General features: G+C 44.2%; 19 protein-coding genes. 11 read left to right on the top strand and 8 right to left on the bottom strand.

The window, feature by feature from the left end; all coding sequences use genetic code 11:
• Nucleotides 1–1,511, top strand: a 1,511-nt coding sequence (locus H7844_03130) for a hypothetical protein (GenBank protein ID MEO5356275.1), incomplete at its 5' end; no start/stop codon positions are given.
• Nucleotides 1,512–1,721: 210 nt separating this feature from the next.
• On the top strand, nucleotides 1,722–3,497 hold the full coding sequence (locus H7844_03125) for a hypothetical protein (GenBank protein ID MEO5356274.1): 1,776 nt from the start codon (nucleotides 1,722–1,724) through the stop codon (nucleotides 3,495–3,497).
• A 230-nt stretch (nucleotides 3,498–3,727) separates the two neighbouring features.
• Here H7844_03125 and H7844_03120 read toward each other — a convergent pair whose 3' ends face one another.
• The 5 genes from H7844_03120 to H7844_03100 all read right to left on the bottom strand — a co-directional run bounded on the left by H7844_03120 (nucleotide 3,728) and on the right by H7844_03100 (nucleotide 5,557).
• Nucleotides 3,728–4,159, bottom strand: a complete 432-nt coding sequence (locus H7844_03120) for a c-type cytochrome (GenBank protein ID MEO5356273.1) — start codon at nucleotides 4,157–4,159, stop codon at nucleotides 3,728–3,730.
• 48 nt (nucleotides 4,160–4,207) lie between these two features.
• On the bottom strand, nucleotides 4,208–4,675 hold the full coding sequence (locus tag H7844_03115) for a DUF1566 domain-containing protein (protein MEO5356272.1): 468 nt from the start codon (nucleotides 4,673–4,675) through the stop codon (nucleotides 4,208–4,210).
• A 45-nt stretch (nucleotides 4,676–4,720) separates the two neighbouring features.
• Nucleotides 4,721–5,017: a hypothetical protein gene (locus tag H7844_03110; GenBank protein MEO5356271.1), complete on the bottom strand. Its 297-nt coding sequence runs from the start codon at nucleotides 5,015–5,017 to the stop codon at nucleotides 4,721–4,723.
• An 85-nt stretch (nucleotides 5,018–5,102) separates the two neighbouring features.
• Nucleotides 5,103–5,306, bottom strand: coding sequence for a hypothetical protein (locus H7844_03105; GenBank protein ID MEO5356270.1), 204 nt, complete (start codon nucleotides 5,304–5,306; stop codon nucleotides 5,103–5,105).
• The gene (locus H7844_03100) at nucleotides 5,303–5,557 is read right to left on the bottom strand and encodes a hypothetical protein (protein ID MEO5356269.1); all 255 of its coding nucleotides are present in this window, start codon (nucleotides 5,555–5,557) and stop codon (nucleotides 5,303–5,305) included. The genes H7844_03105 and H7844_03100 overlap by 4 nt, the downstream gene beginning before the upstream one ends.
• A gap of 79 nt (nucleotides 5,558–5,636) precedes the next feature.
• On the opposite strand from H7844_03100, the gene H7844_03095 reads away from it, so the two are divergent.
• Nucleotides 5,637–5,999 carry a hypothetical protein gene (locus tag H7844_03095; protein MEO5356268.1) on the top strand — a complete coding sequence of 121 codons (363 nt, stop codon included), beginning with the start codon at nucleotides 5,637–5,639 and terminating at the stop codon, nucleotides 5,997–5,999.
• A 137-nt stretch (nucleotides 6,000–6,136) separates the two neighbouring features.
• Nucleotides 6,137–6,448 (top strand): hypothetical protein, encoded by a 312-nt coding sequence (locus H7844_03090; protein ID MEO5356267.1) that lies wholly within the window; start codon nucleotides 6,137–6,139, stop codon nucleotides 6,446–6,448.
• Nucleotides 6,449–6,611: 163 nt separating this feature from the next.
• Here the strand turns inward: H7844_03090 and H7844_03085 are convergent, their stop codons facing one another.
• The 3 genes from H7844_03085 to H7844_03075 all read right to left on the bottom strand — a co-directional run bounded on the left by H7844_03085 (nucleotide 6,612) and on the right by H7844_03075 (nucleotide 9,179).
• Nucleotides 6,612–7,964, bottom strand: a complete 1,353-nt coding sequence (locus tag H7844_03085) for a HAMP domain-containing histidine kinase (GenBank protein MEO5356266.1) — start codon at nucleotides 7,962–7,964, stop codon at nucleotides 6,612–6,614.
• A complete protein-coding gene (locus H7844_03080) occupies nucleotides 7,954–8,640 on the bottom strand; it encodes a response regulator transcription factor (protein MEO5356265.1) in 687 nt (228 codons plus the stop codon). Before H7844_03080 ends, H7844_03085 begins: the two co-directional genes overlap by 11 nt.
• Nucleotides 8,641–8,918: 278 nt before the next feature.
• Complete coding sequence (locus H7844_03075; GenBank protein MEO5356264.1) at nucleotides 8,919–9,179, bottom strand: hypothetical protein; 261 nt, start codon at nucleotides 9,177–9,179, stop codon at nucleotides 8,919–8,921.
• A 244-nt stretch (nucleotides 9,180–9,423) separates the two neighbouring features.
• Between H7844_03075 and larC the strand changes: the two genes are divergently transcribed.
• The 7 genes from larC to acsC all read left to right on the top strand — a co-directional run bounded on the left by larC (nucleotide 9,424) and on the right by acsC (nucleotide 17,932).
• Nucleotides 9,424–10,608: a nickel pincer cofactor biosynthesis protein LarC gene (gene larC, locus H7844_03070; protein MEO5356263.1), complete on the top strand. Its 1,185-nt coding sequence runs from the start codon at nucleotides 9,424–9,426 to the stop codon at nucleotides 10,606–10,608.
• Nucleotides 10,577–11,839 (top strand): efflux RND transporter periplasmic adaptor subunit, encoded by a 1,263-nt coding sequence (locus H7844_03065; GenBank protein ID MEO5356262.1) that lies wholly within the window; start codon nucleotides 10,577–10,579, stop codon nucleotides 11,837–11,839. Before larC ends, H7844_03065 begins: the two co-directional genes overlap by 32 nt.
• Nucleotides 11,840–12,162: 323 nt before the next feature.
• Nucleotides 12,163–13,278 (top strand): glycosyltransferase family 4 protein, encoded by a 1,116-nt coding sequence (locus H7844_03060; GenBank protein ID MEO5356261.1) that lies wholly within the window; start codon nucleotides 12,163–12,165, stop codon nucleotides 13,276–13,278.
• Complete coding sequence (gene rfaQ / locus H7844_03055) at nucleotides 13,247–14,428, top strand: putative lipopolysaccharide heptosyltransferase III (GenBank protein ID MEO5356260.1); 1,182 nt, start codon at nucleotides 13,247–13,249, stop codon at nucleotides 14,426–14,428. Before H7844_03060 ends, rfaQ begins: the two co-directional genes overlap by 32 nt.
• 308 nt (nucleotides 14,429–14,736) lie before the next feature.
• Entirely contained in the window at nucleotides 14,737–15,516 is a 780-nt protein-coding gene (locus H7844_03050) for a dihydropteroate synthase (GenBank protein ID MEO5356259.1), read from the top strand.
• Nucleotides 15,517–15,607: 91 nt separating this feature from the next.
• Complete coding sequence (locus tag H7844_03045) at nucleotides 15,608–16,549, top strand: acetyl-CoA decarbonylase/synthase complex subunit delta (GenBank protein ID MEO5356258.1); 942 nt, start codon at nucleotides 15,608–15,610, stop codon at nucleotides 16,547–16,549.
• Between the two features lie 39 nt (nucleotides 16,550–16,588).
• On the top strand, nucleotides 16,589–17,932 hold the full coding sequence (gene acsC / locus H7844_03040) for an acetyl-CoA decarbonylase/synthase complex subunit gamma (protein MEO5356257.1): 1,344 nt from the start codon (nucleotides 16,589–16,591) through the stop codon (nucleotides 17,930–17,932).
• Nucleotides 17,933–17,976: the final 44 nt, after the last annotated feature.

The following is a 17,976-nucleotide window of genomic DNA, read 5'->3' as shown; positions in this document are numbered from 1 at the left end:
AGATAGATTATGAAAAAATAGCGGATGCGGGCAAGGAAACGCTTAAGGATTTTGAAAACAGGCTTGAGGCACTGTCATCATTCATTGCCGGTATCCCTCCGATGAAGAGTGCCTTTGAAAAGCATCAAACGGAAATAGAAGAAAAGCTCTCAGGCATAACAAAGCAAATCTCTGAAATTAATAAGGGCACTACGCTGCAATATGAAAAGACGGAGATAGATTACGAAAAACTGGCGGAGGCGGGCAAGGAATCGCTTAAGGATTTTGAAAGCAGGCTTGAGGCACTGTCGTCAAAGATTGGTGAGATTACATTTCTAAAGACAAGGTTTGAGGAAAATCAGACGGCGATAGAGAGAAAACTCGCCTCCCTGACGGAACAACTCTCTGAATATAAGCAGGATGTACAAAAGACAGACACTGAAAAAATAGATTACGAGAAACTGGCGGAGGCGGGCAAGGAATCGTTGAAGGATTTTGAAAGCAGGCTTGAGGCACTGTCATCATTCATTGCCGGTATCCCTCCGATGAAGGGTGCCTTTGAAAAGCATCAAACGGAAATAGAAGAAAAGCTCTCAGGCATAACAAAACAAATCTCTGAAATTAATAAGGGCACTACGCTGCAATATGAAAAGACGGAGATAGATTACGAAAAACTGGCGGAGGCGGGCAAGGAATCGCTTAAGGATTTTGAAAGCAGGCTTGAGTCTCTGTCATCATTCATTGCCGGTATCCCTCCGATGAAGGGTGCCTTTGAAAAGCATCAAACGGAAATAGAAGAAAAGCTCTCAGGCATAACAAAACAAATCTCTGAAATTAATAAGGACACTACGCTGCAATATGAAAAGACGGAGATAGATTACGAAAAACTGGCGGAGGCGGGCAAGGAATCGTTGAAAGATTTTGAGAGCAGGCTTGAGGCGCTGTCATCAAAGATTGGTGAGATTACATTTCTAAAGACAAGGTTTGAGGAAAATCAGACGGTGATAGAAAGAAAACTTACCTCCCTGACGGAACAACTCTCTGAATATAAGCAGGCTGTACAAAAGACAGACACTGAAAAAATCGATTACGAAAAAATAACAGATGCCAACAAGGAAACGCTTAAGGATTTTGAAAGCAGGCTTGAGGCACTGTCATCATTCATTGCCGGCATTCCTCCAATGAAGGGTGCCTTTGAGAAGCATCAAACGGAAATAGAAGAAAAGCTCTCAGGCATAACAAAGCAAATCTCTGAAATTAATAAGGGCACTACGCTGCAATATGAAAAGACGGAGATAGATTACGAAAAAATAGCGGATGCGGGCAAGGAAACGCTTAAGGATTTTGAGAGCAGGCTTGAGTCACTGTCATCGTCTGTTGCCGACATTGCGCTGCTTAAGAGTAAACTTGTGGAAAATCAGGCTGGTATAGATGGTAAACTTTCCGGGCTTTCGGCGGAAATGGCGCCGGTTAAGGATGCCCTTGTTTATATCATAAGGTTTTTAATGTCTGTGCCGGTAAAGAGAAAGTAAAGAAATACTTACGAGCGTCAGAAGCTGGGGCTGTGTATTTTTTTAGGAAGGAACTATTGATATGGAATATGCTCTGTACGTTATTCCAGTGTAAGCGGCAATCCGTTTTTTGTTAGCGGAGCAGTTAGCTACAAAGGCATTTAAATATTGAATAGCAGCAAAATATTAAAAAGTAAAAAAACTATAAAGTATAAAGATTGGAGGATGTCAATGGGGGATGAATCAAAGAAAAGATCGTTGATAGCCAAGGTGTTAAATGCCGGCGGCTCTGCTGTTGTCACTGTATATGATGCCACGGCGGAACTTGTTTCAAAAGCGGCGGACAGTGTATCGGTATTGAAACCAAAAAGTTCAGGCGGCATGGTACTCACAGGGGCTGTTAAGTTAGGCGAAAGCAGAGGATTAGATTTTAAAATTAAGGATTTGGAGAGGATACTTAATGCAGGTAAAAAGAACTTTAAGGATTTTGAGAGCAAATACGATGCGTTTTCGTTGATTCTCCGTGATATATCCATACTTAAGAAGCAGCTTGAGAGAAATCAGTCCGGCCTCGAGAATAAGATAACCATGCTTTCAGAGCAGATAATGGATGTTGTACAATCGCTTGCAACTTCTCAGGTCTCTGCCTTGCCGGGTCAGAGTGTCCCTCAAATAAACCTTGTGAGAAGAGATTATGAAAAAAGAGATTACGAAAAGATAGATTATGAGAAAATTACCGCTGCCAACAGAGAGGTGCTGAGAGAATTTGAAAAGAGGCTGGCAGCGTTTTTATCAATATCACAAGCCGGCGCACCTGTTGTCCCCAAGGGCAGGCCGGATTTAGATCAGGTGGTTTTGGAAACCAGGCTTTCAGAGCTTTCAAAACAGGTGGCGGCAATTTCAAAAGCTCTAAGCGCTATTGTAACAACAACTGCTAATATCAGCGCACAAAAAACAGACTATGATAAAATTGATAGTACTAACAAGGAGTTTTTGAAAGACTTTGAGAAGAGAATTGTTTTGGTTGCAGCCGCACTGAGAGATGTGCAGTCGCTGTCCGGACAACTACAGAATAACCAAACAGTGGTGGAAGGTAAACTGTCAGCTCTTTCAAAGCAAACTGCAGATATGGTATCGGCCTTAAAGGTGCTTCTTTCCGCCGGCACCATTACAGGAGTTCAAAAGAGCGGTGGAGAGAAAATCAACTTTGAGAGCATAGATTACGAAAAGATAGCTGATACCAACAGGGCGGCGCTGAGGGATTTAGAAAAGAGCTTTGTGCCGGTCTTAACAGCCCTCAGGGATATGCAGTCGCTTTCCGGCCGGCTTCAGAATAATCAGGCGGTTGTGGAAGATAAACTCTCCGGTCTCTCAAAACAAACAACGGACATGGTATCGGCTTTAAAAGTTCTTCTTTCCGCCGGAGCAATACAGGGAGTTGCAAAAAGTGATGCAGGGAAAATCAATTTTGAGAGTATAGACTACGAAAAGATTGATAATGTCGTTAAAGGTGCGTTAAGAGGTATTGAGTCAAAAGTGGAGTTGCTTTCAACTCTGCCCCATGATGTAGTACCTGCAGGAAGCACAGCTGATGTGAGCTCATCGGCAATGGAGGAAAAGCTGACAGGGCTTTCAAGGCAGATGGAAGATATCGTGTCAGTTTTAAATAATCTTTTAGCCTCCGGATTAGACAGGGGCGTACAGGCTGGGGGTATGGTACAGATAGATTATGAAAAACTCGGTATTGAGAAGATAGATTACGAAAAAATCGCTAACGAAAGCAGGGGAATGCTTAGCGGGCTGGAAAGTAAATTAGAGGCGTTTTCTGCAGCCTCCCGTGACATATCATCTGTCAGCCGTGACATATCAATAGTAAAGGCACAGACAGGAGAGGTTGCATCGGCTCTGGAGGGCAAGCTCAGCAGCCTTACCGGTGAAGTGACTACGGTAAAGGGCGCTCTGATTCACATTATAAGGCTTCTGATGGCAATGACTGAAAAGAAATAGCAGTCAGAAGTAAACGCAGGCGGCTGGGAGAAGGGGAGGTGTCGCTTTCTCCAAGCCGCCCCGTTACTCTTTTGACTGCAACTTGGTATAATTCCAATTCCAATTCAAAAGTATAACGAGGCGGCTGGGAACAAGCGACGCAGACGTACTGTTTTGTACGTTGAGGAGCTTGTGACAAAGCCAACAAAGTTAGACAAATGAATTAGAATTGGTATAACAAGGTATTCTTTTCACTTACCATAACTCTTTACTATGCGAACCAATTTCCAGATATCCCGGGAGGTAAGAGTAGTATTCCATGCCGGCATACCTGCAGCTTTCGAACCATGTAGTATCAAATTATAAACTTCACCGTCTGTACCACCATGTCTGAAATTACCGGTAGTAAAATCAGCACCTTTCATCGTCTCCCCATCCCCGTTTCCGCTGCTGCCATGACATGTGGCACAGTGGGCTGCATACAGCAATTTGCCCTCTTCCAATGCTTTAGCGGTAGGTTTCACGGGGTTTTTTAGCTTTTGATATTTTACATGGTTATGCGCACCGTTTTTTTGATGACCATCTGAATTTTTTTCCTGGGCAGATGCGAAAACGGTTGTCATTATAACCAATGTAAACGTTACTATCACTGCCGTAAACATCACTTTGCTGAAATTGCTCATAAATTACATAGCCTCCTTTGGGGGATAGTGTTTAATCCCTGAAAAAATTTAATTAGCATTTCTTACCGGCCAGACGTATAAAGATGTACCCTCCTCAAACATTCTGATATCCCCATGTTGAATATTAACAGTCCAGTAGTGTCCTTGTCTGTGCACACATGGTGTAGAAGTTATATAAACATATTGTAAATTAAAAAAAGTTTGATCTTTAGGAAGAGCCGGCCTGTACTTTGAGTAATCGATAAGAGTGATAAAGTCATAAATATTGGGAAGCCTCCAGTCAGCATAACCCCCATATTTATTATCGTTAAGGTCTTTTAACAATCGATCAGCTCCCTCTTTTGTAGCTGCCTTGCCACTTATGTTGGCGTTACGTACCCACATTAACCCGCTTTTTGTATCCTTAACCACTAAGTCTGAGAGGGTCTCGAATCTTTGTTGTTGCGCGTATCCCCTCTGGACACTAAATAAAGTAATGATTACAAAAAGCGATAAACAAAAGGCTATTCTTGACATCTCTTTCCCTCCAGAAAACTTAATGCCTACTGCTGTGGATTAGTTTTAAACATTGTTATTCGTTTTACTTGCCGAAAGCAAATTTCTTGCAGCATCTGATATGTTAACGGTAGAGGATGAATTCGCATTGGTACCCATCATACCGCCACCACCCATCATACCGCCGCCCATCATGTTTCCTCTGTTTACATTTCCTGTAGTGTTTGTTTGGCCCCCATATGTTGATTGAACTTGATTTTGTACAATCGGCGCAACTTGATTACTTATTAATATAGACATTATCCTTACCTCCTTTATTAATTTTATACCGAGTTGCATTCTATCGCCTAACTTTGTTGGCATCGTTAAAAGCTCCTCACCGTACTAAAAGTACGCCTGCGTCGCTTTCTCCTTGCCGCCTCGTTATGCTTCTGAATGCAACTTGGTATTAGTGGTTGTGCGAACCCTTATCGGGATTTTTATTGGTAGAGTTATCGGTGTTTGCTTTATCAGTGGTTACGCTATGTTTCATCATATTAGACATCCCCCCTATTGCACCCATCATACAGGATGTTGCAAAACCGAAACCATAAAAAATCATAACAGCTATTGAAATCGAATATAATATTATTCTTATTCGTCCTATGTTCATTCACGTCTCCTACCTAAGTGGATTATCCACTCAGGGAAATATACAACAACTGTGTTAACGAAAACAAACTCACTTATTGTTCCCTGATCAATTGTTTCTATCATACTAATCAATTGTGAAGAAACTATGAATTCGATGCATCTTAATTTATCGCTACTGTTTTTAGAGCGGCAGGGGCTGCTTCCTATCTTTCTGCCGACAATGCGGGAAGGAGCCAATTGATTAAATTTACCGCTCTGCTGGATATTCATATTATATTCATAATTGAGTGTTATGATGACTTATCTTCTTAATGGGAAGCCAATAAAAATCAATAAAAAGGAGGGTTCAATGAACAATCTCACTTTAGTAAGGCGGGTTGTTATTCTGTTGTCAATAACTGTTGCGGGACTAACAATAGGAGCGTGTGCTGGATTAGAGCATTCGTATCACGAAAACATAATGAAAGGAACTATCTTAGAAAAGACGGGTAGTGATGTGTATCTTTGTATTGGAACTAAGGATGGAGCCCAGGTTGGTCAGGAGTTAAGCGTGTATTCGCTTAAAAAGCTTACCGCTAAGGGAAGACTCAGAGATTGGGAACGTGAGTTTACAGGGAAAGTAAAAATTACGGAAATCGTGGATGAACATTTTGCAAAAGGTAAGGTTATCTCAGGATCAGTAAAGGAAAATGATATAGTGGAGTGGAAATAACGGTTTTAACTCATTTTCACTATCCCACTGTTCTGCGGTGGGGTAGTACAACGTCATGTAGCTGGATATTCATAATTTATTCATAATTGTGTGTTAGGATGAGTCATTAGTTAAATGAAAAGAAGGAGGGACTGCAAATGAGAGTTTTTATGATGTCTTTTCTGTTGATTTCAGCCTTGCTGTTGGGTCTCTTTGGTAATGGCATGGCAATGATGGGTGATGGTGCCGCCGGTGGCATGGGCAACGGTGGCGGTGCAATGGGTTCAGGCGGTATGGGCAGCGGCGGCGGTATAGGTTTCAGTATGGGGCAGGGAATGGGAAACGGCGGTGGCATGGGACAGGGCATGTGTAACGGGGGGCCTGGTGGGATGATGGAGCAATGCAGTAATCAAATCCCCCCGGATAATAAGACCAAGTCAGATATGAAAAATGGCGCCCACTTACACTAAGTTGCAGTCGGAAGTAAATGCAGGCGGCTGGGAGAAAGCGACACCTCCCCTTACAAGGGATTCCCCTGTAGGGGAGAGTACGCCCCGGGCTTGTGACGATGCCAACAAAGTTAGACGATTGAAGGCTGCTTGGTATTACACTATCGGAAGAATGATTTCTTACTTAAACCAGAGGCAGTCTGACGGTGAAGGTGCTTCCCTTGCCTATGTGTGATTGAAGCGACACCTCACCGTTTAGCACCTCAGTAAGTTCCTTCACTACGGCAAGCCCCACCCCCATACCTCCCGAATGCTTACCACTGTAGTACCGGTTATAAACCAGCGGTTTTTCACTATCGGCAATCCCCCTGCCGGTGTCCCTGACTGTTATGACCAGATGCTCCGCGGTTATTTCATAAGAGGCCGTTATACTTCCGGCATCTGTAAATTTAAGGGCATTAGAGAGGAGATTATGTAATATAATAGAGAGCTTTTCTCTGTCTCCAATAGTTTTTACTGTATCATCCTTATTAAGAAGCGAAATATAAACGCCTTTTTTTGCAGCTTGCGCCATAAAGGGCTCAATCATATCTCTGAGGAAGGGGGTAATTAAAAACTCTTCATAAACAGGTTTCCTGAAAAAAGTCTCCTCAGCCCTTGCAGCGTCCTCTATTCCTTTAACAAGAGAGGCAAGCCTCTCAACCTCTGAAGCAATAACCGAAAGGCACTTTTGCGGACTCTCTGCAACGCCGTCTATGGCAGCCTCAACGTTTGCTCTCATAACCGTCAGAGGGGTTCTAAGCTCATGAGCTATGTTAGACATGATTTGCTTTCTCTGCTCATCTTCACGCCTGAGGGCGGAGGCCATGAAATTAAACGACCTTGCCAGATCGCCTATTTCATCTTTAGTAGCAGCAGGAATGTGCACATTAAATTCACCACCGCCTATTTTTGCCGTTGCCGCTATAAGCCGCTTTAGAGGTTTTGAAAGATACACGCTAAAAAGCACCGACAGGATAACCGCCCCGCCGCCTGCTATTAAAAAAGATATTAATAAAAAGTACTTACCGCGCGTTTTAAACAATTTCTCCTTTAAAGATGGGTATCCATAGCCGGTAACAGGCCATATCCGCACGGTTGCCTGTAGGTCTCCGTCTATCACTATTGGATAGTCTTTGTATTGTTGCCCTTTTTTCCCTGTTTTTAGAATGTCCTCCATGCTGCGTGTCATAGCGCTATGGAGCCCGCTAAAAACACTCTTTACGTCCATTACCACCTTACCGTCTTTATCTGTAATATTTACGTACAGCCCCAGCATAAGTCCCCAGTGTACGGCGTCATACAACTGGTTCTCACAGCGCTCCCCCTTTACATGATATGCATCCTGCACTGTTGAAACAACCCATAAAATGTTCTGAGCCTCATTTGCCGCTACATAGTCGTTAAAGTCTTTCGTAATCAACCACTTAAAAATCAGATTTGAAATCAGAGCCGTTATTATCACAGCCGCAAAGGACAGAAACAGTTTAGTCCGCATCCCTGATTCCTGAAAAACTGTAACCCACGCCATAGACGGTTTTTATAAAATGCGGATTTTTATTGTCATCCCCAATTTTTCGCCGAAGATTCTTAACATGTGCATCCACTGCCCTGTCTGAGCCCTCAAAATCATATCCCAAAGCTGCGCTTAATAGTTGCTCACGGTTCATTACCCTGCCTGGGTGTTCAGATAGTGCTGCGAGTAATCTGAACTCCGTGTGGGTCAGCGGCAAAACAGTACCGTTTAAAACAACTGCTTTTTTAGGTTTATCGATTAAAAGGCTTCCATTATTAAAAGACAAAGTGTCGCCCTTGTTGTCAGAGCGCCTAAGTTGTGCCTTTATCCTTGCCATAAGCTCTCCGGGGCTGAAGGGTTTTATCACATAGTCGTCTGCGCCGGAGTTAAAGCCTTTTAATATGTCCTTTTCGTAGCTCTTTGCCGTAAGCATTATTATTGGGATATCTGAATTTTCCCTTATTGTTGTAGCTATGTCCTCTCCGTCCATGTCTGGAAGCATAAGATCGAGGATTATTAAATCCGGATTGCCGCTCATCAGGTCAAGCCCCTCTGCGCCGGTTTGGGCATAAAGCGCCTCGTAGCCCTCTCTTTTAAGATACATAATTACTATATCGGCTATCTTTTTTTCGTCTTCTATTAATAAAATTTTCTTCATTTTTAAATAACAAATTACCACTTTCATTACAAAGAGTCAAGAACTTTATATCTCTTTAAGATTTCTTACTGCAAACCAAAAGCCACAAGCATTCCCCCTTGTAGCTTTTGTAACCTAGACTAATACCAAGTAGCAGTCAAAAGAGTAACGAGGCGGCAAGGAGAAAGCGACAAAGGCGTACTATGCTCGTACGTCAAGGAGCTTTTAACGAAGCCAACAAAGTTAATCGAATGAATGCTACTTGGTATAAGCGTACAAAACATTACTTTCAGTGCAGATTAGTTTTCCACATTATCCAGTGATGCCTTTTCACCATATGAACCTGAATTGCTTCTTTTGACGCTCTGCACCTTCACCGTAGTGGTTTCCTTTCTGTCAGGGGCGGCAGCGGCGGCGACAGGGTTAATTTGGGAAAGATTGTCAATAACAGCTTCTTTGCCGTAGCTGCCTGCCTTTTCAAGGTTATCACCTGCAAAGGCATTGACTGTTAACATTGAGATAACCGCTAACATGAATGCTAATAAAATTGTTTTCTTCATCTGTATTTCCTCCTTTTGTTTTATCTTGATTTGAGTATATAAAATCAATGTGAAGAAATTATGAATCATGGTGGTTGTAAAAATACGTTCGTGTTCATTATTATAGGACAAACGTTAAACTTATAAAATTGAACAGGCATAATATTCTAGCAAAAAAAGCCTTACCCTGGGGATACGAATAATTGTGACACACTCTGAGGTATTGGCGATGACAGATAAGGGAAAGGGATAAATTTAAGACACCATGAAGATATGCTACGTAGAGTGTAAATCAGGGATAAGCGGGGATATGTTAAGCGGGGCGCTGATTGATGCCGGAGTGCCGCCGGAGTACCTGAAGGGCACTCTGGAGGGTCTCTCAGTCAGAGAGTTTGAGATTACTTCAAGACGTGTTTTGCGTTGTGGCATACAGGGTGTTAAGTTTGACGTTAAAACAACAGACAACAGTCCGGCAAGGAAATGGAGTGACATCAGGGAGATATACCAATGCTCCACACTAAAGGAAAATGTTAAAAACAGATGTCTTTCTATCTTTGAGGCGCTCTTTAGGGCCGAGGGAAAGGTCCATGGTAAACCCTATGATGAGGTGCATTTGCACGAACTTGGGGCTGTTGACTGCATGGTTGATATAACGAGCTTTGTTGCGGCTGTTGACTATCTGAGTGTCTCAGATATTTATTTTTCCAGAATAAATGTGGGAGGGGGCACTGTGATTACCTCTCACGGACTGCTGCCTGTGCCTGCCCCTGTGACGGTTGAGCTGTTAAAGGATGTGCCCATATATTCCGATTGTGATGATATGGAGCTTACAACACCAACCGGGGCTGCTATAGTAAAGACAACGGCAACAGGTTTTACCTCAATGCCGGATATGACGATAAAGTCGGCGGGTTACGGCTGCGGCGAGAAAGACCTGCCCGGCAGGCCAAATGTTCTGAGAGTGTTTGTTGGTGAAATGCAAACAGGGATGAGCGAAAGAGTTCTGGCAATTGAAAGCAACATAGACGATATGCCAGGTGAGATTTACGGCTACCTGATGGAGAGACTTATGGAGGCTGGAGCACTGGATGTATATTTCACTCCGATAATAATGAAAAAGAGCCGTCCGGCTATAAAACTTACAGTGATATGCACAAGCGGCAGCGAGAGTGCCTTAACCGGTATAATATTCAGTGAGACTACAACTTTTGGACTAAGGAGTTGGGAGCTTTCACGACAGATATTAAAAAGACAACAGCAAATGGTACAGACCCCCTTCGGATACATCCGCATAAAGACCGCCATGGACAAAGACGGCGGGATTGTAACGGCCTCACCGGAGTATGAAGACTGCCGGAGAGTTGCCGCCGCTCATCAGATACCACTAAAGCGTGCCATGGAGGAGGCGAAAAAGAGTTTTGAAATTCTCAGGCTGGGTAAAAAAACATAAAAAAATATCTTATGGTATCCTCTTTGTTGTATTATCAGTAGTAGTCTGGATAATCTACAGAGCTTTTTTTGCTCCCGGCTGGTATGAGATTATGGAAACTGCTAAGGTGGAGCGTTCATCGCTGGAAAATATCGTAGTGCAAACCGGAATAATCAAGCCTCAGGTGGGCTCAAGCGTAAAGATAGGGTCAAGAACGACAGGTGAAATTGTTGCCATGTATGCCCGTGTCGGGCACGAGGTAAAAAAGGGGCAGTTGATAGCTAAAATTGATGACAGGGATATAAAAAAGGAAATAGAGGAGTTAAAGATAAACATTTCCAGGGTGGAGGCAAATCTTGCCAAACTCAGGGGAAGTTATCCACAGAAAGTGAGTGAGGCTAACAATGAGCTTCAGCAAAAGAGGTCGAAGGCAGAGCTTGCAAAATTGCAGTATGAGCGTCAGGAGGCGTTGTTAGAGAAGGGCTACATATCCAAAAACGACTATGATGTTGCAAGGGCGGGGTATATTCAGGCGGAGCGGGACGCATTGCGCTCACATGACACGCTGATGCGTACAAAGACGGAGAATACCGGAGACATAAAGATAGCTGAAAGTGAGCTGGCTTTACTCAAACACAGTCTGCAAAGGGCTGAGATCAGGCTTTCCTATACGGACATAGTCTCTCCGATAGACGGTGTGGTTACGGAGGTAACGGCTCAGGAGGGTGAGACGGTGGTGACGGGGCTGCAGGTGGCTAATCTTGTGACAGTGCTCTCCCCGGGAAGGCTTGACATGTGGATATATGTGGATGAGGCGGATATTGGGCGGATACGAAAGGGACTTGAGGCGAAGTTTACGGTAGATACGTACCCTGATAAGACCTTTAAAGTGGTTATTGACCGGGTGGATCCGCAGCCCCTTGTTAAGGATAACATCGTATATTTTCAGGCAATTGTGACACTTCCTAAAGAAGTGGCTGCACTTTTGCGCCCAGAGATGACAACCCACGTTAAAGTTCTGACTGAGACAAAGCAAAACGTCTTGACTGTACCCAACGGTGCAGTGAAGTATGAGGATGGCAAACATCTGGTCTATCTGGTAAAAGGCAGCGGCGGGATAGAGAAGGCAAATGTAAAGATTGGGATAAGAGGACAGCAGAGGACTGAGATACTCTCAGGCATAGGTGAGGGAGCTGTGGTAGCCTCAAAGATTATAATAAAAAAGGCGCCTAAGAAAAAAACGAAAAAATAGTTCCGCCGCCTTTGAGCCTCTCTTGAGGGAGGTTGGCGGGAGAAACTCTCCGCCCTTTGGGTGGGAAGAAAAGCTGCGGGGGCAGCGACCCCGTGTGCAGAAGATTAGAGACTGGTATTTGTAATGAAATGCAAAATAACGTTCCAATTGGAAGCCGTTATGCCGGGTTGCAGTCAAAAGAGTAACAAGGCGGCTGGGAGAAAGCGGCACCTCCCCTTACAGGGGATTGGAGACGTCAAGGAGCTTTTGACGATGCCAAAGAAGGATGCCAATAAAGTTAATCGAATGAATGCAGCTTGGTATAAGCCTTTGGCAATTCAACTATGAAAATAGCCTTTATAAGAAAGCGCTTTGATCCCTATGGTGGTGCCGAAAACTATCTTCAAACCCTGATTAGCCGCTTAATATCAGAGGGGCACAATATAGCAGTTATCACCAAAGACTGGAGACAAACAGAAGGAGTGGCTTTTTATAAAGTTCCAACCAGTCCGCTGTTTTCCACCGTGTCTTTTAACAGGGACGTAAAAAAGGTCATCAAAAATCTACAGTTTGACTGCACAGTCAGCTTTGAGCGCACAACATCTCAGGACATATACAGGGCGGGAGACGGCTGCCACAGCTGCTGGCTAAAGCTCAGAGGTGTTATTGAAAGCCCACTGAGACAACTGTCTTTTAAAATAAATCCCAGCCACAGGACAATCCTAAAAATTGAACAAGAGTGTTTTCAAACAACCCCTCTGATTGTTGCAAACTCAAATATGGTAAAACGGCAGATTATGGATAACTACGGAGTTAGTGAAAGAAAAATCAGGGTTTTATATAATGGAGCGGACCTCAGGAGATTCACTTTAGGCAACAGAGGTGCTTACAGAGCCGGATTAAGGCGGGAGCATGGGATTGCCTGTGATATGCCGGTTTTGGTGTTTGCAGGCTCAGGGTTTAAGCGAAAGGGGTTGGCGGCACTAATAAATGCCGTCTCTCTGATTGGCGACGATATTAGGGTATTGGTGGCCGGTAAGGGGGACATAGAAAAATACAAGCGTATGGCGAAAAAAATGAGAGTATCGGAACGGTTTATTTTTTTAGGCCCGGTAAAGGAGATAGAGAGGGTCTATGCTGCAGGTGACATATTTGTCCTGCCAACCATTTACGACCCCTTCAGTAACGCTACCCTTGAGGCTATGGCCTCAGGGCTTCCTGCTGTTACTACTACTTTCAACGGAGCCTCTGAGCTAATAGAGCCGTGGATAAACGGAGCAGTCTTAGATGACCCGTTAGATTATGAAGCATTAGCCGTTGCAATTACAACCGCCCTGCCTCATGCGGCTGAGATGGGTAAAAGCGCCTGGGTGAAGGCCGGAGGGTTTAGCATAGAGCATGCCGCCACTGAGTTTATCTCCCTAATTGATGATTTTGTTAAAGGAAATACCGGTGGATAACGACAGAGAGATAAAATCTATCCTTGTGATTAAACTCAGACACATTGGGGATGTGTTGTTAACTACCCCTGTCTTTAGTACACTCAGAAGAGCATTTCCACAGGCCCGCATAGCGGCATTAATTAACTCAGGCACTGAGGAGGTGCTCTCAGGGCATCCATCCATAGATGAGATAATCGTATTTGACAGAAAAATTAAAAAATTCTCTTTTTTAAAGAGATATGCGGAAGAATTTAAATTTTTAAAAAGTATCGGCGGGAGTTTTGATGTTGCTATAGATTTAACGGGAGGCGACAGAGCGGCAATAATATCACGTATGAGTGGTGCATGGCTGCGGGCGGCAAAAGATTCAGGTAAAATGAGCCTATGGGGAAAGAACCACCTCTACACGCATCGCTTTGTTCTTGACGGATTAACCCATGTGGTTATGCAAAACCTCGACTTGGTGCAGAGGTTGTTCTCAATCCACGATGAAACCATGGATTACACTGTTCATATACATGTGCCGGAAAGACAACGGGAAGACGTCAATAGGTTATTTAAAGCCAACGGTGTTTCAGAGTATGACAGGGTGGTTCATGTGCATCCGCCCTCGAGGTGGTTTTTTAAGTGCTGGCCGGATGAGTATATGGCCGGCATAATAGATAAACTTACTTGCTTTGGAGTTAGGGTGGTCGTATCATCATCACCGGATGAAAAGGAAATAGAGAGGGCAAACCACATTTTATCGTTAGTCAAAGAAAAGAGCGGCGGCTCCGGTAGTGGAGTAATCTCGCTTGTGGGAAAGACTACACTTAAAGGCCTTGCCGCCGTCTCTGAAAGGAGTGCATTGTTTTTTGGAGTTGACTCAGCACCTATGCACATAGCTGCAGCGCTTAATACGCCTGTGGTGGCTCTGTTTGGCCCCTCCGGGGTATTTAACTGGGGTCCGTGGGACAACCGGCACTCAGTTAAATTTCCGTACTCTAAAAGAAATTCAGTTCAGCACTCCGGTATTCACACAGCGATTCAACGGCACTGGGACTGCATCCCCTGCGGGCAGGACGGCTGCGACGGGTTAAAGAAAAGCAGATGCCTTGACGATATCGCCGTCTCTGAAGTCTGGAGCGTTATAAAGGGAAAATTAGAGTCGGGGAGTTTTCAGGTGTAATACCAAGCAGCATTCAACCTTCTCTTCTCTTTCTGCACCAAAATTTTAATTATTAGATTCATTGATATACAAACATTCGTAATGTAATGTTAACTTGCTGATATGTAAGCATATTTCTCGTCATAATACAGCAAAACAGGCATCCTATAACAAAAACAGATAGCTTCATAAAAAAATTTAATAGTTATAAATGAAATTCATGTGGAAATAATTTGTGAAAAGATAGTATTTTCTAAGTTGTAACCTTTACGATAACGTGTAAAATATGTTATCTTTCAGGCAAAATTTTTATTAAAGGAGAGATACTCATGTTGATTATAGGTGAAAAGTTAAGCATAATAGCCAAAAGGGTCAGGGAGGCCATGAACAAAAGGGATAAGGGGCCGATTCAGGAGATAGCAAAGGCTCAGTTTGAGGCGGGGGCAGGGATGATTGACGCCAACATCGGCCCTGCCGAGGGTATAGAGGACCTCATGGAATGGATGGTTACAACCATTCAGGAAGTGGTGCCTGCTCCCATATGCCTTGACACTACCAACTACGATGCACTTGAAAAGGGACTTAAAGTGCACAATAACGAATGGGGCAAGCCTCTTATCAATTCCACATCAAATGATCCCGAACGTTTCCCGATTCTTGAGCTGGCCGCAAAGTACAACTGTGATGTTATCGGCCTTACAGTCGGTAAGGGCGGGCTGCCTGCCGACGCCGAGGAACGCTCCGCCATTGCCGCCGAAATTATGGCAAGAGCAATGGAGTACGGTTTACCGGTAGAAAACATCTACCTCGATCCGCTGGTTCTTCAGATTGCCACCACACAAGACCAGGCTATTAAGGTCATTCACACCATTAAAATGTTTCAGGAACTAAACGATCCTCCCATGAAAACCGTTGTCGGCCTGAGTAACATCTCCAACGGCTGCCCAAAACCCATCAGGCCGATTCTCAACAACCACTTTTTAGCGCTTCTGATGTACGAGGGACTGACGGCAGCCATAGCGGATGCACACGAAATTATAACTACAGCTAAAACCGTGGACGCTATTATGAATAAAACACTCTACGCCCACTCATATCTCGAAATGTAGTATTATATATATAAGGGTAAAGGGGAAGCTGGTATAAGGAAAGTTAAAGCAGTTTATAAATAAAATTTAAAAAAATTCAGAGGAGGGGTAAATGGCATTCACACCACCTAAAGAGACATATACCGGTAAGGTGTATCCGGTAACTATAGGCAGCGGTGACAAAGCGGTCACATTCGGCGGAGAAAACGTTCTTCCCTTTCATTCATTTGAAGGTTCAACTCCCAACAGACCTGTAATCGCTTACGAAATAATGGATGTACCGCCGACGGACTGGCCGGATAAAGTTAAAGAGCCCTATGCCGCAGTGTCGGATGATCCGGTAAAGTGGGCTAAATTCTGTGAGCAGGACTTAAAGGCTAAAGCTATCGCTCTTAGGCTCTATGGCACGCACCCCGACAGCGGCAATAAATCCGCCGACGATGCTGTTAAAGTCGTTAAAGACGTCCTTGCCGCCATATCAGTGCCTCTTATCATTATCGGCAGCAACCATGCGGAAAAGGACACCGATGTGCTGGTAAAGGTTTCGGAGGCGGCCAAGGGTAACACCTGTGTAATCGGTAAGGCACAGGAGGCTAACTATAAAACTATAGCCGCATCAGCCATGGCTAACGGACACATGCTTATAGCAATGTCGGAGCTTGATATAAATCTCTCCAAACAACTTAACATCATGATAACCCAGTTAGGCTTTACCAAAGAGAAAATAATAATAGACCCTATGTGCTCGGCTCTTGGTTACGGCCTTGAATATACATACACGGTTATGGAAAGAATCCGTTTGACGGCTTTAACCTTAAACGATGCTACCATGCAGCAGCCGATGCTTGGCGATGTTGGAATGTATGTGTGGAAAATCAAGGAGGTTACAGCCTCAGAGGACATACTGCCTGAGTGGGGCGCACTCACTGAGAGGGGTGTCGCATGGGAGGCGCAAACCGCCGCATCGCTGTTACTTTCCGGAGCGGAGCTTCTTATAATGAGGCATCCGGAAGCTGTAAGAGCAGTTGATGCCTTTATTGATGAGTTAGTGTAAATACAAAGAAAACTAAAATAAATTCTGGAGGTCTAAGAAATGGCATTAACCGGAGTGGAAATATTTAAGCTACTACCAAAGACTAACTGTAAGAAGTGCGGATTTCCAACATGTTTGGCTTTTGCCATGCAGTTGGCTGCCCGTAAGGTATCCCTGGATGCCTGCCCGGATGTCTCCGATGCGGCAAAGGCAACCCTGGGTGAGGCCTCAGCCCCTCCCGTCAGGCCTATCACATTAGGGACGGGCACAAAAGCTGTAAAACTCGGCGAGGAAACAGTACTTTTCCGCCACGAAAAGAAATTTGTAAATCCATGTGTTTTTGCCATCGGTATCAAGGACACATATGATGATGTCACTGTGGATAAGAAAATAGACGAGTGTCTTACCTCGGAGATTGAAAGGGTCGGCCAAAAACTTAAAGTTGACGCTATCGCAATAATCAATGACTCCGGTGATAAGGCTAAGTTTGAAGCACTTGCCAAAAAAGTTGCATCTAAAGCCGGTGATGTGCCTGCTATAATATGTACCGGTAACACCGATGCCGCTGCAGTGGCGTTGGCACAGTTTAAAGACAAGAAGGCGCTGCTTTACGGGGCGACAATGGCAAATGTTACTGAAATGGCTGGTATTGCTAAAGGCAACGGCGCCGCTCTGGGGGTTGCCGCCTCAAACCTCGATGAGCTGCAAGACTTAACGGAAAAGGCAAAAGGGGCCGGTATCGAGGATATTGTTATGGACTCAGGCGCTAAGAAGGCTAAGGATATACTTGAGCATAATACTCTGCTGCGGCGGGCAGCCATCAAAAAAGGCAATAAATCAGTAGGGTTCCCCACTATTAATTTCATGATGAGAGACGATAATCTCCTTGAGACTTTAATGGTGGGTCTGGGTATTGCCAAGTACTCATCTATTGTGGTGCTCTCAAGCGCTGAGAAGTGGAAAAACCTTGTCACCTTTACCCTGAGACAAAATATCTACACTGACCCTCAGGTACCGATGCAGGTAGCGCAGAATATTTATGAAATAGGGGCGCCTGCGCCAAATTCTCCTCTGATTGTAACCACAAACTTCTCGCTTACATACTTTATAGTGGCCGGAGAGGTGGAAAACAGCAAGGTGCCGACATGGCTTGCCGTTATGGATTGTGAGGGGCTCTCAGTGCTTACAGCGTGGGCGGCAGGTAAATTCACAGCCGGCAAAATTGCAGCATTTATTAAAGAAAGCGGTGTAGAGGATAAGATTTCCAATAAGGAACTGATAATTCCAGGCTACGTTGCTATTCTAAGCGGCGCTCTTGAGGAAAAACTTGAGGGCTGGAAAATCACCGTGGGCCCAAGAGAAGCTAACGCAATACCCACATACCTGAAGTCAAAAACGGCTTAGGGACTATGAGTGCACAGGTAACAGGGGGAGGTTTGACTTTTTGA

It is taken from the genome of Nitrospirae bacterium YQR-1 (genome assembly GCA_039908095.1).
Classification (GTDB): Bacteria; Nitrospirota; Thermodesulfovibrionia; order Thermodesulfovibrionales; family Magnetobacteriaceae; genus Magnetomonas.
This window is presented reverse-complemented; position numbering and strand designations above follow the sequence as displayed.

What these genes read in the sequence shown, in the direction of transcription:
- H7844_03125 (MEO5356274.1), top strand. Translation starts at nt 1,722, where the DNA reads ATGGGGGATGAATCAAAGAAAAGATCGTTGATAGCCAAGGTGTTAAAT.
- H7844_03120 (MEO5356273.1), bottom strand. Translation starts at nt 4,159, where the DNA reads ATGAGCAATTTCAGCAAAGTGATGTTTACGGCAGTGATAGTAACGTTT.
- H7844_03115 (MEO5356272.1), bottom strand. Translation starts at nt 4,675, where the DNA reads ATGTCAAGAATAGCCTTTTGTTTATCGCTTTTTGTAATCATTACTTTA.
- H7844_03110 (MEO5356271.1), bottom strand. Translation starts at nt 5,017, where the DNA reads ATGCCAACAAAGTTAGGCGATAGAATGCAACTCGGTATAAAATTAATA.
- H7844_03105 (MEO5356270.1), bottom strand. Translation starts at nt 5,306, where the DNA reads ATGAACATAGGACGAATAAGAATAATATTATATTCGATTTCAATAGCT.
- H7844_03100 (MEO5356269.1), bottom strand. Translation starts at nt 5,557, where the DNA reads ATGAATATCCAGCAGAGCGGTAAATTTAATCAATTGGCTCCTTCCCGC.
- H7844_03095 (MEO5356268.1), top strand. Translation starts at nt 5,637, where the DNA reads ATGAACAATCTCACTTTAGTAAGGCGGGTTGTTATTCTGTTGTCAATA.
- H7844_03090 (MEO5356267.1), top strand. Translation starts at nt 6,137, where the DNA reads ATGAGAGTTTTTATGATGTCTTTTCTGTTGATTTCAGCCTTGCTGTTG.
- H7844_03085 (MEO5356266.1), bottom strand. Translation starts at nt 7,964, where the DNA reads ATGCGGACTAAACTGTTTCTGTCCTTTGCGGCTGTGATAATAACGGCT.
- H7844_03080 (MEO5356265.1), bottom strand. Translation starts at nt 8,640, where the DNA reads ATGAAGAAAATTTTATTAATAGAAGACGAAAAAAAGATAGCCGATATA.
- H7844_03075 (MEO5356264.1), bottom strand. Translation starts at nt 9,179, where the DNA reads ATGAAGAAAACAATTTTATTAGCATTCATGTTAGCGGTTATCTCAATG.
- larC (MEO5356263.1), top strand. Translation starts at nt 9,424, where the DNA reads ATGAAGATATGCTACGTAGAGTGTAAATCAGGGATAAGCGGGGATATG.
- H7844_03060 (MEO5356261.1), top strand. Translation starts at nt 12,163, where the DNA reads ATGAAAATAGCCTTTATAAGAAAGCGCTTTGATCCCTATGGTGGTGCC.
- rfaQ (MEO5356260.1), top strand. Translation starts at nt 13,247, where the DNA reads ATGATTTTGTTAAAGGAAATACCGGTGGATAACGACAGAGAGATAAAA.
- H7844_03050 (MEO5356259.1), top strand. Translation starts at nt 14,737, where the DNA reads ATGTTGATTATAGGTGAAAAGTTAAGCATAATAGCCAAAAGGGTCAGG.
- H7844_03045 (MEO5356258.1), top strand. Translation starts at nt 15,608, where the DNA reads ATGGCATTCACACCACCTAAAGAGACATATACCGGTAAGGTGTATCCG.
- acsC (MEO5356257.1), top strand. Translation starts at nt 16,589, where the DNA reads ATGGCATTAACCGGAGTGGAAATATTTAAGCTACTACCAAAGACTAAC.